Annotated in this window: 14 protein-coding genes; 9 read left to right on the forward strand and 5 right to left on the reverse strand. The window is 64.0% G+C overall.

Annotated elements, in window-relative coordinates; translation table 11 throughout:
* Positions 1-149 precede the first annotated feature (149 nt).
* Positions 150-458, forward strand: coding sequence for a hypothetical protein (locus tag IYX23_RS16150; RefSeq protein ID WP_196393495.1), 309 nt, complete (start codon positions 150-152; stop codon positions 456-458).
* A 56-nt stretch (positions 459-514) separates the two neighbouring features.
* Here the strand turns inward: IYX23_RS16150 and ccrA are convergent, their stop codons facing one another.
* Positions 515-1,768, reverse strand: coding sequence for a crotonyl-CoA carboxylase/reductase (ccrA, locus tag IYX23_RS16155; RefSeq protein WP_196393494.1), 1,254 nt, complete (start codon positions 1,766-1,768; stop codon positions 515-517).
* A 181-nt stretch (positions 1,769-1,949) separates the two neighbouring features.
* On the opposite strand from ccrA, the gene IYX23_RS20665 reads away from it, so the two are divergent.
* The 7 genes from IYX23_RS20665 to IYX23_RS16190 all read left to right on the forward strand — a co-directional run bounded on the left by IYX23_RS20665 (position 1,950) and on the right by IYX23_RS16190 (position 10,137).
* Positions 1,950-2,528, forward strand: coding sequence for an HPF/RaiA family ribosome-associated protein (locus IYX23_RS20665; RefSeq protein ID WP_196393493.1), 579 nt, complete (start codon positions 1,950-1,952; stop codon positions 2,526-2,528).
* A gap of 25 nt (positions 2,529-2,553) precedes the next feature.
* A complete protein-coding gene (locus tag IYX23_RS16165) occupies positions 2,554-2,769 on the forward strand; it encodes a DUF2945 domain-containing protein (RefSeq protein ID WP_196393492.1) in 216 nt (71 codons plus the stop codon).
* Positions 2,770-2,944: 175 nt separating this feature from the next.
* On the forward strand, positions 2,945-4,918 hold the full coding sequence (locus IYX23_RS16170) for a protein meaA (RefSeq protein WP_196393491.1): 1,974 nt from the start codon (positions 2,945-2,947) through the stop codon (positions 4,916-4,918).
* A gap of 102 nt (positions 4,919-5,020) precedes the next feature.
* Positions 5,021-5,290 carry a hypothetical protein gene (locus IYX23_RS16175; RefSeq protein ID WP_196393490.1) on the forward strand — a complete coding sequence of 90 codons (270 nt, stop codon included), beginning with the start codon at positions 5,021-5,023 and terminating at the stop codon, positions 5,288-5,290.
* A gap of 225 nt (positions 5,291-5,515) precedes the next feature.
* Complete coding sequence (locus IYX23_RS16180; RefSeq protein ID WP_246716877.1) at positions 5,516-7,021, forward strand: peptidase S10; 1,506 nt, start codon at positions 5,516-5,518, stop codon at positions 7,019-7,021.
* 216 nt (positions 7,022-7,237) lie between these two features.
* Entirely contained in the window at positions 7,238-8,959 is a 1,722-nt protein-coding gene (locus IYX23_RS16185) for an OFA family MFS transporter (protein WP_196393489.1), read from the forward strand.
* A gap of 305 nt (positions 8,960-9,264) precedes the next feature.
* The gene (locus IYX23_RS16190) at positions 9,265-10,137 is read left to right on the forward strand and encodes an undecaprenyl-diphosphate phosphatase (protein ID WP_196393488.1); all 873 of its coding nucleotides are present in this window, start codon (positions 9,265-9,267) and stop codon (positions 10,135-10,137) included.
* 93 nt (positions 10,138-10,230) lie between these two features.
* On the opposite strand, the gene IYX23_RS16195 is transcribed toward IYX23_RS16190, so the two are convergent.
* The 4 genes from IYX23_RS16195 to IYX23_RS16210 all read right to left on the reverse strand — a co-directional run bounded on the left by IYX23_RS16195 (position 10,231) and on the right by IYX23_RS16210 (position 15,079).
* Entirely contained in the window at positions 10,231-11,403 is a 1,173-nt protein-coding gene (locus tag IYX23_RS16195) for a site-specific DNA-methyltransferase (protein ID WP_281431797.1), read from the reverse strand.
* A 145-nt stretch (positions 11,404-11,548) separates the two neighbouring features.
* Positions 11,549-12,289, reverse strand: a complete 741-nt coding sequence (locus IYX23_RS16200) for a ribonuclease HII (protein ID WP_196393487.1) — start codon at positions 12,287-12,289, stop codon at positions 11,549-11,551.
* A gap of 57 nt (positions 12,290-12,346) precedes the next feature.
* Positions 12,347-13,477: a PA0069 family radical SAM protein gene (locus IYX23_RS16205; RefSeq protein ID WP_196393486.1), complete on the reverse strand. Its 1,131-nt coding sequence runs from the start codon at positions 13,475-13,477 to the stop codon at positions 12,347-12,349.
* 168 nt (positions 13,478-13,645) lie between these two features.
* Entirely contained in the window at positions 13,646-15,079 is a 1,434-nt protein-coding gene (locus IYX23_RS16210; protein ID WP_196393485.1) for a homospermidine synthase, read from the reverse strand.
* Positions 15,080-15,546: 467 nt separating this feature from the next.
* Here IYX23_RS16210 and IYX23_RS16215 point away from each other — a divergent pair.
* Positions 15,547-15,875, forward strand: a 329-nt coding sequence (locus IYX23_RS16215) for a transposase (protein WP_196393484.1), incomplete at its 3' end; no start/stop codon positions are given.

A 15,875-nucleotide genomic window follows, 5' to 3' on the forward strand; every position in this document is an offset into this window, starting at 1 on the left:
CGCCATTATCGCCTTTGCGCCGCGCCGAAGCCTGTCGGCGTTATCATGCGCGCTGGCGACATGGCTGAGCGTCCCCGGCAGCTACCTTCCGCGTACTCTACTGGGTCATTGGCGTCTCATTCCTCGGCTCCGTCTATCTGAAGACGCCGGTGAAGGGCGTGCGCGAGGGCCGCTATAATTTTTTCTGGTGCTTTGGCGCGAGCCTGGCTCGGCTCCTCCCCGCGATCGAAATCAATAAGGAGTTCACCGCCTTCTTCGACGATCCCAAACGAGAGCGACTGACCGGTTGGCAGAGCTTCGTCTTTTCGGCGATCCGCAGGGTGGGCTGGGTGTTCGGGTTGATCCTTCTCGCCGCCATCTCCGGCCTGACGCAAGGATCGTACGAGAGCCCGATACGCCATGGTCGGCCCGCCGGTTCAAAGGCAGCCCCGGATGCTTTTCGCCGCACCCGAATATGACGAAAACGGCGCGCCGGTTTCCCGACGCGCCGCGAATTTTCTCCAGGCCGAAAAGCCTATTTCTTCTTATAGGCGTCCGTCACGTCCTCGACCGTGCGTAGGCCCGGCTCCGGCGACATCACGAGCACCGCCATGTTGCCGGGCGCATGTTCGTTCTTCCACATCTTGGTGTGGGCGAGAGGAATCTTCTCCCATGAAAAGACTTCCGACATGCAGGGGTCGACGCGCCGGTCCAGGACGAAGCGATTGGCGGCCGACGCCTGCTTCAGATGCGCGAAATGCGAACCCTGGATGCGCTTCTGGCGCATCCACACATAGCGGGCGTCGAAGGTGAGGTTGAAGCCGGTCGTGCCAGCGCAGAACACCACCATCCCGCCGCGCTTCACCACGAGGCACGAGACCGGGAACGTCTGTTCGCCCGGATGCTCAAAGACGATGTCGACGTCCTTCTTGCCGGTGATGTCCCAGATCGCCTTGCCGAAGGCGCGGGCGTTCTTGGTCCATTCATTGAACTCGGGCGTGTTGACCTTCGGCAACTGGCCCCAGCTCTTGAAGTCCTTGCGGTTGATGACGCCCTTGGCGCCAAGCGAAAGCACGTAGTCGCGCTTGCTCTCATCCGAGATGACGCCGATGGCGTTGGCGCCCGAGGCGGCGCAGAGCTGCACGGCGAACACGCCGAGGCCGCCGGAGGCGCCCCACACCAGCACATTGTCGCCGGGCTTCAATTGATGCGGCGCGTGGCCAAAAAGCATGCGATAGGCGGTGGCGAGCGTTAAGGTGTAGCAGGCCGCCTCCTCCCAGGTGAGGTGCTTCGGGCGCTCCATGAGCTGGCGGTCCTGGACGCGGCAGAACTGGGCGAAGGAGCCGTCCGGCGTCTCATAGCCCCAGATGCGCTGCGAGGGGGAGAACATCGGATCGCCGCCGTTGCACTCCTCGTCGTCCCCATCATCCTGGTTGCAGTGGATGATGACCTCGTCGCCGACCTTCCAGCGCTTCACCTTGGAGCCCACCGCCCAGACGATGCCGGAGGCGTCGGAGCCGGCGACGTGATATGGATTCTTGTGAGCGTCGAGGGTCGACACCGGCTCGCCCAGCGACGCCCAGACGCCGTTGTAATTGACGCCGGCCGCCATCACGAGCACCAGCACGTCGTGGCTGTCGAGCTCCCAGGTCGGCAAGACCTCGAGCTGCATGGCGGTTTCCGGCGGCCCATGCCGCTCCTTGCGGATCGCCCAGGCGTACATGTTCTTCGGCACATGCCCGAGCGGCGGAATCTCGCCCATCTCATAGAGGTCCTTCTTCTCGCTCAAGGTTTCGTTCCCTCCGACTTTGAATCTTGCGCCGATAAAGTTCCGGCGGAGCTTATAATAGGGCGACGGCGCGCTTCATAGCGCGAAATTCCTATGGATCGACAAGTGTTTCTCTATGGCTGCAGGAAGCCTTTCGGCGCCCGCGCATTATTTATCTGCGCCGGGGGCAGAAAGAGACCCTATGGAAACCGCGCCCGAGATCGATTTCATCGACATGGAGCCGCGCCCGGAGCTGGGCGCGAAAATCGTCGCCAAACTGGCTCAGCTGGAGAAGGTTTATGGGCGCATGACCGCCTGCCGCGTCGTCGCCAAGGGGCCGAGCGGCCATCACCGGACCGGCGGCCAACATCATTTCACGATCTACATCGCGCTCCCCGACGGTCGGGAAGTGTCAGTAGAGCGCACGCCCGACGCCGACGAGCGCTTCATGAACGCTGATTTCGCGCTCAGCGACGCCTTCAGGCGGGCGCGGCGGCAATTACGCGATCAGTCGCGCCAGATTCGCGGCAAGATCAAGCATCACGAGACGGCGCCGACGGCCGTGGTGAAAAGCGTCTTTCGCGCCGACGGCTTCGGCTTCCTCGAAAGCGAGGATGGACGCGAGATCTATTTTCATCGCAACAGCGTGGCCGAACCCGGCTTTGACGCGCTCGAAATCGGCGAGCGGGTGGAGTTTCTGGAAGGCCAAGGCCGGGAGGGTCCGCAGGCCAGGCGCGTGCAGTCGCTGAACGAAATCGCGCCCCGCCCGACCTCGGGATAGGCATGTATTGGCCGGAGGCAGCGCCATGCCGCGTAAGTTCAAGCCCGGCGACCCTGTCAGCTGGAAGACTTCCCAGGGGGTGACGACCGGCAAGGTCGTCAAGAAGGTGACGGCGCGGGCGCGCGTGAAAGGCCATGTCGCCGAGGCGAGCCCGGACGATCCACAATATCTGGTCGAAAGCGGCAAGACAGGCGCCCGCGCGATCCACAAGCCGGACGCGCTGAAGAAAAATCAGCGCTGACTCGACGAGTGCGACTTGCTCAAGCGGCTATCTACTCAACGGTCACGTAAAATCCTCCCGTTGATACATACATCGATAAGGGCGCCGTTTGGATTTCCGACGGCTAACCGCCCAATGCGCCCGTCTTCCTCCGGCGCTGGCCGCATGCTAAGCGCAACGGCGGAGGAGAGGCTATATGAACGACATGTCCGCCCCGCGCCGCGACAAGCCCTGGATGTTTCGCACTTACGCCGGCCATTCGACGGCCAGCGAGTCCAACAAGCTCTATCGCTCCAATCTCGCCAAGGGCCAGACGGGTCTCTCCATCGCCTTCGATCTGCCGACGCAGACGGGCTACGACTGCGACCATATTCTCTCGCGCGGCGAGGTCGGCAAGGTCGGCGTGCCGGTCTCGCATCTTGGCGACATGCGCGCGCTCTTCGATGGCATTCCAATCGGCGAGATGAACACGTCGATGACCATCAACGCCACCGCCGTGTGGCTGATGGCGCTCTATATCGCCGCCGCCGAGGAACAGGGCGCGCCGCGCGCAAAACTGCAGGGCACGACGCAAAACGACATCATCAAGGAATATCTGTCGCGCGGCTCCTACGTGTTTCCGCCGACGCAGTCGCTGCGCCTCACGCAGGACCTCATTCTCTTCACCACGAAGGAATGCCCCAAGTTCAATCCGATGAACGTCTGCTCCTACCATCTGCAGGAAGCCGGCGCGACGCCGTCGCAGGAATTGGCTTACGCGCTCGCGACCGCCGTCGCCATTCTCGACGGCGTGAAAGCCGCGGGAATGCCTGAGGAAGACTTCGCTCAAGTCGTCGGCCGCATCTCTTTTTTCGTCAACGCCGGCATGCGCTTCGTCACCGAGCTGTGCAAAATGCGCGCCTTCGCCGAGCTTTGGGAAGAGATCACGCGCGAGCGCTATGGCGTGAAGGACGAGAAGCTTCGCCGCTTCCGCTATGGCGTGCAGGTCAATTCGCTCGGCCTGACCGAGCAGCAGCCGGAAAATAACGTCTATCGCATCCTGATCGAGATGCTCGCCGTCGTGCTCTCCAAGAACGCCCGCGCCCGCGCCGTGCAGCTTCCCGCCTGGAACGAAGCGCTCGGCCTGCCCCGCCCCTTCGACCAGCAATGGTCGCTGCGCATGCAGCAGATCATGGCCTATGAGACGGACCTCCTGGAATATGGCGACATCTTCGACGGCAATCCCGAAATCGCCCGCAAGGTCGCCGAACTGAAGGCCGAGGCGAAAGCCGAACTCAAGAAGATCGAAGAGCTCGGCGGCGCGGCGGCGGCGGTCGAGATCGGCTATATGAAGGGCAAGCTCGTCGAGGCCAATACCGCGCGTCTCGAGTCGATCGAGGCCGGCGAACAGATCGTCGTCGGCGTCAACAAATTCACCGGCGGCGAGCCGTCGCCGCTCGCCTCGGGCGACAACCAGATCATGGTCGTGCCGGAACATGTCGAAGCCGAGCAGATTTCGCGGCTGAAGGCCTGGCGCGAAGCCCGCGACCAGAAGGCCGCCCAGGCCGCCATCGAAGAGCTGGCGCGCGCCGCCAAGGAAGGCCGCAACATGGTCGAGCCGTCCATCGCCGCGGCGAAGGCCGGCGTCACCACCGGCGAATGGGGCAATGTTTTACGCGGCGTATTTGGGGAATACCGCGCGCCGACCGGCGTCTCATCGACGGCCCGTCAGGTCGGCGGCGCGCTCGACGCGGTGCGCGGCGAAGTCGAACGCGTGTCGCAAAAGCTCGGCAAGCGGGCGAAGTTTTTGGTCGGCAAGCCGGGCCTCGACGGCCATTCCAACGGCGCCGAGCAGATCGCGGTGCGCGCGCGCGACGCCGGCTTTGACGTGATCTACGCTGGCATCCGCTCGACGCCGGCCGAACTCGTCGAGGCGGCGAAGAAGGAAGGCGCGCATTGCATCGGCCTCTCCATTCTCTCCGGCTCGCATGTGACGCTCGCCCATGAAGTGATCAAGCTGATGAAGCAGGAAGGCGTCGAGGCGCCGCTCGTCGTCGGCGGCATTATTCCGCCGGCCGACGAAAAGCTTCTGCGCGAAGCGGGCGTCGCGGCGGTCTATACGCCGAAGAACTACGACCTCAACGCCATCATGACCGACCTTGCCCACATTATCGAGAAGGCCGCCGTTTAGAAGGTGCTGATCTACAAGTTTCCGCTCACGGTAGTTTTAGTTGCGCTGTTCGTTTCGCCGTTCGCGCGTGCGCAATATCTTGCGCCCACGCCGGATGCTTCGATGAACGCTGACCTCGGCGCAATGCGTGGATATTACAATTGGCTGGCGCTGGAGCTGCGGCGACGCATGCCACAGTCTCAATTCGCGGGCGAAGCGCGTGTTGGCGTGGCGTTCAAGATCGCGCCAAGCGGGCGTATGAGGATAGTTCGAATTACGGGCGGCACGGAGGTCCACGCTGAAATTCTACGCCGTGTGTTCGCGAGCATTCGTCCCCCGCCTCCCCCGAATGGTCGGGAATTGTATCTGGCGCAGGATTTCTTCTTTCACTGATTGGTCGTGGCGAGGCCGCGAAGAAGGAAGGCGCGCATTGCATCGGCCTCTCCATTCTCTCAGGCTCGCATGTGACGCTGGCGCATGAAGTGATCAAGCAAGGCGTCGACGCGCCGCTCGGATCGTCAGCGTCGCGGTCGGTCTTGGCCCTGTTGATACGGCGTCTGGTCCTTGCTTTTGGCGCGGAAGCCCCGTTAGCGTTGGACGAGCCCCGAGCGAGGAAGCATGACGCGTAAGCCGCGAGTTCGATGGATCTTCTTGCTTGTCGCGCTCGTCGCGGGCGGCTGCTTCCCATGCCGGGCGGACGATGCGGCAGCGGGAAAGAAAAGCGCAGACGAACGATCAGCCCCGTCACGGGGTCTGCCGGCGGAGGTCGTCACCAACCATACCATCACGCTCAACGGCGAGAGAGTGGCGTTCACGGCGCGAGCGGGCGCCGTGCATCTGCGTGACGCCCAGAATGACGCGCCGCAGGCCGATGTCGCCTATGTTTCCTATGAACGCGCGGGCGCGGAATCGCTCATGCGGCCGATTGCTTTCGTCTTCAATGGCGGACCCGGCGCGGGTTCCGCCTGGCTGGCTCTGGGCGCGCTGTCGCCATGGCGGCTTCAGATGGCCAGCCCGCTCTCGCCATCGGCGCCGCCCACAATCGTCGAGAACGCCGAGAGCTGGCTGACGTTCGCCGATCTGGTGTTCGTTGACCCGCCGGGCGCGGGCTACAGCAAAATCCTTGGCGACGGCGAGGATCTCCGGAAGCGATTCTTCTCGGTCCAAGGCGATGCCGACGCGCTTGCCGTGGTCATTCGCAAATGGCTGACGACACACCGACGCCTTGCCTCGCCCAAATATCTTGTCGGCGAGAGCTATGGGAGTTTTCGCGCCGTCAAACTGGTGCACGCGCTGCGAGAGCGCGAAAACGTCGGGGTGACAGGTCTCGTTCTCGTCTCGCCGGTCCTCGACTTCACCTGGTTGGACGGGCGCAATCTTCTGTCCTACGCCGCTTACTTGCCCTCGTTTGCAGCAGTCGCGCGCGGCGCCAAGGACAGAGCCGCGCTTGCCGACGTCGAGGAATATGCCAGAGGCGCTTATCTGACCGATCTGCTCAAAGGGGTGCGGGACGCCGAAGCCCTGTCGCGGCTGAGCGCCAGAGTAGCGCAATTCACAGGTCTCGATGGCAAGACGACGTCCCAGCTCGGCGGCCGTGTGGACGTCAAGACGTTCAGCCGCCAGCGGATGCGCGACGACCAACGTATTCTGAGCGCTTATGATGGCGACGTCGCCGGCTTCGACCCCGCGCCCTTTTCGCAAGACAGCGACTGGGCCGACCCGGTGCTTGACGCGCTGCGCGCGCCGCTGGGCGCCGCCATGAGCCGGATCGTGACAGAAAAGCTGGAGTGGCCAATAAACGACGCACGCTACGAAATTCTCAATTCGCAAGTCGCGCACCAATGGGATTACGGCCGCGGCGGGCGCCTCAACGCGGAAGCCGTCTCAGATCTCCGAGAAGCGTTGGCGCTCGATCCGCGACTCAAGGTTCTCATCGTGCATGGGATCACCGACCTCGTTACGCCCTATTTCGCCACCAAACTCTTGCTGGATCAGCTTCCCGCATTTGGCGATGGTTCGCGCGTGCAGTTCGTCGTTCTGCCCGGCGGGCATATGTCCTATGTGCGGGATGAATCCCGCCGCGCTCTACGCGACGCGGCGCGAACGTCCATTGAACGGAATTGAACAACGACGCCGGCGCTTCGAGGCGGCTCTGTTTGAACGATCGGGGGCGACCGGAAGCCGCTCGCAGAGCCGGCCGACTCGCCCCCGACGAGCGCGCATTGAATCCGATGACGGCGTCCACCGTCTCACTCGGGGCGGGCCATCGGGCCTGTGCGGGCTTGTGCCGCGCGCCGCGCATGCGCAATAACCCACCTGCAAAACAAGCCCGGAAGTTTAATGACCGCTGACGCCATCGCCCGACCCGAATTCTTCAGCCGGGATCGAACCGTCGCTGCGCCGACATTCAATCGCTGGCTCGTGCCGCCGGCGGCGCTCGCCATTCATCTGTGCATCGGCATGGCCTATGGCTTTTCGGTCTTCTGGCTGCCGCTGTCGCGGATCATTGGCGGCGCGCAGCCGAAGGAATGCCCCGAGACGCTCGGTCTTTTCGCGACGCTTATCGCCACCGATTGCGACTGGAAGATCAGCTGGCTCGGTTGGACGTTCACGCTGTTCTTCGTGTTTCTGGGCTCGTCGGCGGCGGTCTTCGGCCATTGGCTCGAAACGGCCGGGCCCCGCAAAGCCGGACTCGCGGCGGCCTGCTGCTGGTGCGGCGGCCTGCTCATCTCGGCGCTCGGGGTCTATCTCCATCAGATCTCTTTGCTGTGGATCGGCTCCGGCGTGATCGGCGGCATCGGTTTGGGGCTTGGATATATCTCGCCCGTCTCGACGCTCATCAAATGGTTCCCCGACCGGCGGGGCCTCGCGACCGGTCTCGCGATCATGGGCTTTGGCGGCGGCGCGATGATCGGCGCGCCGCTCGCCGACCGGCTGATGGGCTTCTACGCCACGCCGAGTTCGCCAGGCGTCTGGCAGACCTTCGTGACGCTCGCGGCGATCTATTTCGCCTTCATGGTCGCCGGCGCGCTCGGCTACCGGGTGCCGCCTGAAGGCTGGGCGCCGGAAGGCTTCACGCCGCCAACGGCGGCCAAGAACGCCATGGTGACGCATCGCCACGTCCATCTCGACGTCGCATGGAAGACGCCGCAATTCTGGCTGCTCTGGGCCGTGCTCTGTCTCAACGTATCTGCGGGCATCGGCGTTCTCGGCATGGCCTCGCCGATGCTGCAGGAAGTCTTCGGCGGCAGGCTGATCGGTCTGGACATCGGTTTTGATCAGCTCGCCCCCGATCAGAAAAGGCAGATCGCCGCGATCGCGGCGGGCTTCACCGGCCTCTTGAGCCTGTGCAACATCGGCGGGCGCATCGGCTGGGCCTCGGCCTCCGACAAATTCGGCCGCAAGCTCACTTACGCGATTTTTTTTGTCGTCGGCATCGCGCTTTATTCGGCGGAACCCTTCGCGGCGAAGGGCGGCATGGTCGGGCTCTTCGTCCTGCTCTTTGCGGTCATCATCACCATGTACGGCGGCGGCTTTTCGACCATTCCCGCTTATCTCGCCGACATCTTCGGCACGCATCATGTCGGCGCCATCCATGGCCGGCTGCTGACCGCCTGGTCGACGGCGGGCGTGCTCGGACCCGTGCTCGTCAATTACATTCGCGAATATCAGCTGAGCGTCGGCGCGCCGCGCGAGGCGGCCTATAATCAGACGATGTATGTGCTCGCAGGCCTGCTGCTCTGCGGTCTCGTCTGCAATCTGCTCGTGCGGCCCTGCGCCGAGAAATATTACATGAGCGATGAAGAGATCGCGGCGCAAAAGCACGTCACGGTCGCAGAGGTCCTCAAGGAAGAGGACGAAACCCACGCCGATTTCGAGGATTTTGTCGAAGAGGCGCTGGAGCCGACGGCGACGGACGCCGGTCCGCCGGTCGCCGCGCACGCGCTGCCCGGCTCAAAGGGCGGATCGTTGCTGCTTGTTCTCGCCTGGGCCGCCGTCGGCGTCCCCCTTGCCTGGGGCGTCTGGACGACGCTCCTCAAGACCGCCGCGCTGTTTCATTGATCTTGTGAAGGCGCGCGAAATACCTCTCTTGTGAAGACGCGCGAATACCTCCCCCTTGCGGGGAGGTCGGCGGGCGCAGCCCGCCGGGTGGGGGCTTGGCGTACCAGATCGAGTGGAATGCTACCCCACCCGCCCCCGCTTCGCTGAGCCACCCTCCTCGTAGAGGGTAAGGATGCGCAAACGCACAGGCGTCGCGCGATTGCCTGCGCCTCGCCTTGATCGCGGCCGGCTTGTTTGCCAGAAGTCGGAGTCGCTTGGCGCCTTCGTGATTCGTCGCGGGGCCGACAAACGAGACGAGGGCCTCTATGGCGACCGCTTGCACGAATGGGCTCGACACCGGTTTTGTCGATCTCGGCTATTGGAAAGTCGCCGTTCTTGGCGTGGTGCAGGGCATCACCGAGCTTCTGCCGATCTCCTCGACCGCGCATATGCGCATCGTGCCGGCGCTGCTCGGCTGGAAGGACCCCGGCTCCGCCTTCTCCGCGGCGATGCAGCTCGCGGCGCTCGCCGCCGTCGTCAGCTATTTCTGGAGCGATATCCGCGCGCTCGCCGAGGGGTCGGTGCGGGCGCTGGTGCGGCGCGATTTCAACGATTGGACGTTTCGCTTCGTCGTCTGGATCGCGCTCGCGACCGTGCCGATCGGCATCGCCGGCCTCGCGCTGTCGCATACGCTCAACACCTGCGGCTCGCCGCTGCGCTCGCTGCCGGTGATCGGGATTTCCTCGATCGTGATGGCGGCGCTGCTCGCCATCGCCGAGCTCTATTGCAATCACAAGCGCACGCTCGAACATGTCAGCCTAAAGGACGCGATGATCGTCGGCTTCGCGCAGGTCGGCGCGCTCATTCCGGGCGTCTCGCGCTCGGGCTCGACGCTGACGGCCGCGCTATTCCTCGACTTGAAACGCGAAGAGGCCGCGCGCTTTTCCTTCCTGCTTGGCCTGCCGGCGATCGCCCTCGCGGGCCTCAAGGAGCTGTGGGAGCTGCATAAGGCGCAGCTCGATTTCCACGGCTGGGCGGTGCTGACGCTCGGGCTTTTCGTCGCTTCGATCTCCGCCTTTGTCGCAATCTGGGGCTTGTTGCGGATTCTCGAACGCTTCTCCGCCTGGCCCTTTGTCTTCTATCGCGCCTTCATCGGAATCGTGCTGCTCGTCGGCTTCTACGCAGGCTTCTTGGCATAGGGCCGTCATTGCGAGCGAAGCGAAGCAATCCAGAGTCGCGCCCACGGCTCTGGATTGCTTCGTCGCTCCGCTCCTCGCAATGACGGAAATTAGCTATTCCGCCGCCACTTTGAGACGCTCGCGCGCCTCAGCGCGTAGATCGTCGATCGGCGCGAGGGCGCCCTTTTCTTCGTAATGCCAGAAGGTCCAGCCGTTGCAGGCCGGCAGGCCCTGCGCCAGCGCCCCGGTCTTGTGGATCGAGCCGACGAAGCCGGAGAGCGACAGCGCGCCGTCGGCCCGCACCACCGCGCGATGGCGCCGCTTGGCGTCGACGAGCGTCGCGCCCGGCGCGATGAGCCCCGCTTCGACGAGACTCGCGAAGGCGATGCGCGGCTCCGTGCGCTTCGACGGGGCCGTCGCGAGCGCCTCATCCGGCAAGGGTTCAATGGCGGCAATACGCGCGCGCGCCGCGGCGCGATAGTCGCCGTCGCGCTCGATGCCGAGCCAGTCGCGCCCGAGGCGCTTGGCGACGGCGCCCGTCGTTCCCGTGCCAAAGAAGGGATCGAGCACCAGATCGCCGGGTTTTGACGCGGCGAGAATGACGCGCGCGAGCAGCGCTTCCGGCTTTTGCGTTGGATGGGTCTTGCGGCCTGCGTCATCCTTGAGACGCTCGGTCCCGCCGCAAATCGGCAGCAGCCAGTCGGAGCGAACCTGGCAATCCTCGTTCGCCGCCTTCAGCGCCTCGTAATTGAAGGTGTAGTTTTTGGCGCTTTGGTCGCGCGCCGCCCAGATCATCGTCTCATGGGCGTTGGTGAAGCGACGGCCGCGAAAGTTCGGCATCGGATTGTTCTTGCGCCAGACGATGTCGTTCAGGATCCAGAAGCCCAGATCCTGCATGATCGCGCCGACGCGAAAAATATTGTGGTAGGACCCGATCACGAAAATCGTCGCCGAGGGCTTCATCACCCGGCGCGCCTGCGCGAGCCAGTCGCGCGTGAAGGCGTCATAGGCGGCGAAATTCGCGAATTTGTCCCAGTCATTGTCGACCGCGTCGACGAGACTTTGATCCGGGCGATGCAGACGATTGGCGAGCTGCAGATTATAGGGCGGATCGGCGAAGACGAGATCGACGCTCTGCTGCGCCAGTCGCTCCATCGATGCGACGCAGTCGCCGCACAGGATTTCGTTGCGCGCCGTCGCGCGGAGCGGCCCTTCATTTGTGCGCCCGATACGCGTGACCTGATTTCGGGCTTTGAGGCGAGCCGCCCCGACGCGCGCGCTACGCATGAACTGAACACCATCAACGCAACCAACATGCGAGATAGTGAACGAGGGAGGTAAAGGGGGCGTTTATATTGGCAAAACGCCGACGTCTCTTTTTCGAACGGAAGTCTTAAAGAAGTAAAAAGGTTAGCGAATAGTTGACGAGGTCTCAGGCCTCGCGCACGGGCGCGAAGCTGACGCGGTGCGCCGGGCTCGCGCCGTGCAGCGCCAGCGCGTCAAGGTGACGCTGCACGGCGTAGCCGACATTGGTCTCAAACCCATAGTGCGGATAATGGACGGCGAGGCGGCGCATCATGGCGTCGCGCGCGACCTTGGCGACGATCGAGGCTGCGGCGATCGACAGCGCGGTCGCGTCGCCCTTGATGATCAATTGGCAGGGGCACTCGACTGGCGGCCGGTCGTTGCCGTCGATGAGAAGATAGGCCGGCGTTTGGGAAAGGCCGGCGACGGCCCGCGCCATCGCCGCGAGCGTCGCCTGGCGGATATTGATGCGATCAATTTCGGCGGGGGCGACGAAGGCGACGCTCACCGCGAGCGCGCTGGCCATGATGCGCTCGAACGCTTCTTCGCGCTGCGCCTGGTTCAACGCTTTCGAATCATCGAGGCCCCGCGGCCGTCGTGCGGGATCGAGAATCACCGCCGCCGCCGCCACCGGACCCGCGAGCGGCCCGCGTCCAACCTCGTCGACGCCGGCGATCGGCCAGACGCCTTTGCGGCGCAGCTGGGCTTCCAGCCGAAAATGGGGCCCCTTGGCCGTCACAAACGCTCCCCCGCGCGGATCGCTAAGGGTTCTGCGCGACTGTGGCGTCAGCGCAGGACCGCACAGCGAATAAAGCGCCGAGGGCGTGCGGCTGGCAACCGGAAAGACCGCGTCTGTGGCGGCGTCCAAAGAATTCTCGGCCCGCGAGAGCGCGATAGGCTCGCCGGAGACCAGCCTAAGATGGACTCAGAAGAGGTTGAGCTGCTGCGGCGCGCGTCGGGGCGGCTCGAACAGATCCGTTCGCAATCTTGTTTTCTGCACAAAGCCGAGCCGAGCGGCCGCGAGCTCAAAACGCCGGCCGATCATCCAGGCATAGGGGCCCTCGCCTTTCATCCGGGTCCCGAAGGACGCATCGTAAAGCTTGCCGTCTCGCGTCGAGCGCACCAGCGCGAGGGCGCGGCGGGCCCTTTCAGGAAAATGCGTCGCCAGCCATTCCGTGAAGAGATCGCGCAATTCGAGCGGCAGGCGCAGCATCACATAGCCCGCTTCCCGAGCGCCGGCGGCGTGCGCCCGCGTTAAGATTCGCTCGATTTCGTCGTCATTGATGGCGGGAATGATCGGCGCCGTCATCACCGCCGTCGGCACGCCGGCGGCGCTGAGCTTTTCGATGGTTTCGAGCCGCAGTTCCGGCGTTGCGGCGCGCGGCTCCATGACGCGCGCCAACTTGCGGTCGAGCGTCGTCACCGAGATCGCGACCTTCGCGAGGCCCTTGGCCGCCATTGGCGCAAGCAGATCGAGGTCGCGCAGAACGAGCGCGGACTTCGTCACGATGCCGACAGGATGATTGGCGCGCGCCAGCACTTCGAGGATCGAACGCATGATTCGATGGCTCTTCTCGGCGGGCTGATAGGGATCGGTGTTGGTGCCGATGGCGATCGTCTTGGGGACATAGCGCGGCGCCGACAATTCGCGTTCGAGAAGCTGCGCCGCGCCGTCCTTGACGAAGATCTCGGTCTCGAAGTCGAGGCCGGGCGAGAAGCCCATATAGGCGTGCGTCGGCCGCGCGAAGCAATAGACGCAGCCATGCTCGCAGCCGCGATAGGGATTGATCGAGCGATCAAAGGAAATGTCCGGCGAATCATTCCTGGTGATGATCGTACGCGGCTTCTCGACGTGGAAATTGGTCTTTAGCGCCGGCAAGCTCTCCAGCGACCCCCAGCCGTCGTCGGCCTCCTCGCGGGTCTCCTTTTCGAAGCGGCCGCTGCGCTTCGACAACGCGCCGCGTCCGCGCCGGCGCTCGTCGTCGATGAGGGCCGCAGCGTCGAGCGGCTGCGGCGCGCCTTTTATTTCTACCGATGCCTGAGCCGCACGCCCCATCTCCGCAACCTCTGCCCAGCTTCGCCCCGAGCATCGCTTGGCCGACCGCTCAGAACCAACGCTAGTCAGAACATATAGAGAACATTAAAGTGAGGCAAGCGGCTTTCTGAACGAAAAAGCGCGCCGACTCTCGACGGCGCGCCTCCTAATGCTGCGCTTGAGGCGCCCTCAGCGCACGAGAACATTCCTGAACTGCCACGGATCGCTTTCGTCGATATCTTCCGGGAACAGCCCGGGACGCCCCTCGAGCGGCGTCCAATCCGTGTAATAGCCCTTCACCGGGCCGAGATACGGCAGCTGCACGTCGAGGCAGCGCCTGTAGTCGACCTCGTCGGCCTCGACGATTCCCGCCTGCGGATTCTCCAGCGCCCAGACCATGCCGGCGAGCGCCGCCGAACTCACCTGCAGTCCGGTGGCGTTCTGATAGGGCGCGAGATCGCGGGTCTCCTCGATCGAGAGCTGCGACCCGTACCAATAGGCGTTCTTGGCGTGGCCGTAGAGCAGCACGCCGAGCTCGTCGATTCCGTCGACGATCTCGTGTTCGTCGAGGATCGTCCAGCTCTCCTGCATCTTGCCGGCGGCGCCGAACATCTCGTGCAGAGAAAGCACGGCGTCGTCGGCGGGATGATAGGCGTAGTGACAGGTCGGACGATAGATCGCCTGGCCCTTCTCGTCGCGCAGGGTGAGATAGTCCGCGATCGAAATCGACTCATTGTGGGTGACGAGGAAGCCATATTGCGGCCCCGGCGTCGGGCACCATGAGCGCACGCGCGTATTGGCGCCGGGCGAGAGCAGATAGATCGCCGCGCCGCAGCCGGTCGGATGCGTGCGGCCGATGTCGGGCAAAGATTTTTCATGCGTGCCCCAGCCGAGTTCGGCGGGCTGCAGACCCTCGGAGACAAAACCTTCAACCGACCAGGTGTTGACGAAGACGTCGCGCGGCTTCGGATTGCGCGCGCGCTGGGTGTCGCGTTCGGCGATGTGAACGCCCTTGACCCCGAGCTTTTGGGCGAGCGCCCCCCATTCGGCGCGCGTCGCCGGCTCCTTGTCGAAGGCGCCCGTGTCGCGCGCGATATCGACGAGCGCCTGCTTCACGAACCATGAGACCATGCCGGGATTGGCGCCCACGCAGGAAACCGCCGTCGATCCGCCGGGATTTTTGCGGCGCTCTTCGAGCACCGTCTCGCGCAGCGCATAATTGGTGCGCGCTTCATTGGACATGGTCTTGTCGAAGTAAAAGCCCGGCCATGGCTCGACCACCGTGTCGACGCACAGCGCGTTCAATTCGCGCGCGAGCTTGATGATCGCGAGCGAGGAAACGTCGACCGAGAGATTGACGATAAAGCCCTGGCCTTCGCCCTTGGTCAGCAGCGGGGTCAAGACCTCGCGGTAGTTCTCCGGCGTCAGCATGGTTTTGAGAAAAGCGATGCCGCGCTCGTCGAGCAGACGGCGGTGCGTATCGACAGGGTCGATGACGGTGAAGCGCGATTTGTCGAAATCGAAATGGCGCTCGATCAGCGGCAAAATGCCTCGGCCGATGGAGCCGAAGCCGATCAGCACGATCGGACCGGTGATTTTGCCGTAGTTTGGCCAAGTCGACATGAGGCGCAGCTCCCGAGAAAGTTATTGCGCCGCGATAAAGCAAGCGTGGACGTATTAATCAAGAGCTTGAGAGATTGGCGGCGGCGCCCATGGCGTGGGGCTGCGCGCGCGCTTTTTTTGCAACGCGCTCGCCAGTTGGGTGTTCGAGAACATGGGGATCGTGGCTCATCAACGCAGGGCCCCTCGTCCTTCGAGACGCCCTGTTCGAGGGCTCCTCAGGACGAGGAGCCTTTGGTTTCGCAAAACTGACCTGTTTTGAGAGTGAGAGCCCCTGCGGTCCTCATCCTTGTAACTTAAACCGTGCCGGATCGGCTAACATTGCCGCTGCGGTGGCGGACGGGACGCCGGCTCATCCTCGGGCGATCGAGCCCGTTCCTCAGCTTGGCCGCCCGTCTGCCGTTCCATCGAACCCGAACAGTCGCTTGGGCCGCGCGAAGCGAAGCCCGCTTAGGCAAGGACGGGACATGATGGACGCTGTGTATGTCGGGATCGATGTTTCCAAAGACCGGCTTGATGTGCATGCGCTTCCGCAAGGCGCGGCCTTTATGGTGGCGCGTAATGGCGAAGGCGTTGCGCAGCTCGTCGAACGGCTAAAAGGGCTGTCGCCCGCGCTGATCGCGCTCGAAGCCACCGGCGGCTTCGAGACCGTGGTCGCTGCGGCGCTTGCCGCCGCCTCTCTGCCCATCGTCGTCGTCAATCCGGCGCAGGTGCGTCACTTTGCGCAGGCGCTTGGTCGGCGCGCCAAGACCGATCCGATCGACGCCGCGGTCATCGCGCGCTTCGCGCAAGCGACGCG

This window comes from Methylocystis sp. L43 (genome assembly GCF_015709525.1).
GTDB lineage: Bacteria > Pseudomonadota > Alphaproteobacteria > Rhizobiales > Beijerinckiaceae > Methylocystis.

Excerpts from the sequence above, each read along its gene's own strand:
- IYX23_RS16180 (WP_246716877.1), top strand. The coding sequence starts at position 5,516 with ATGACGCGTAAGCCGCGAGTTCGATGGATCTTCTTGCTTGTCGCGCTC.
- IYX23_RS16205 (WP_196393486.1), bottom strand. The coding sequence starts at position 13,477 with ATGGGGCGTGCGGCTCAGGCATCGGTAGAAATAAAAGGCGCGCCGCAG.
- IYX23_RS16190 (WP_196393488.1), top strand. The coding sequence starts at position 9,265 with ATGGCGACCGCTTGCACGAATGGGCTCGACACCGGTTTTGTCGATCTC.
- IYX23_RS20665 (WP_196393493.1), top strand. The coding sequence starts at position 1,950 with ATGGAAACCGCGCCCGAGATCGATTTCATCGACATGGAGCCGCGCCCG.
- IYX23_RS16170 (WP_196393491.1), top strand. The coding sequence starts at position 2,945 with ATGAACGACATGTCCGCCCCGCGCCGCGACAAGCCCTGGATGTTTCGC.
- IYX23_RS16165 (WP_196393492.1), top strand. The coding sequence starts at position 2,554 with ATGCCGCGTAAGTTCAAGCCCGGCGACCCTGTCAGCTGGAAGACTTCC.
- IYX23_RS16185 (WP_196393489.1), top strand. The coding sequence starts at position 7,238 with ATGACCGCTGACGCCATCGCCCGACCCGAATTCTTCAGCCGGGATCGA.
- IYX23_RS16175 (WP_196393490.1), top strand. The coding sequence starts at position 5,021 with ATGAACGCTGACCTCGGCGCAATGCGTGGATATTACAATTGGCTGGCG.
- IYX23_RS16195 (WP_281431797.1), bottom strand. The coding sequence starts at position 11,403 with ATGCGTAGCGCGCGCGTCGGGGCGGCTCGCCTCAAAGCCCGAAATCAG.
- IYX23_RS16210 (WP_196393485.1), bottom strand. The coding sequence starts at position 15,079 with ATGTCGACTTGGCCAAACTACGGCAAAATCACCGGTCCGATCGTGCTG.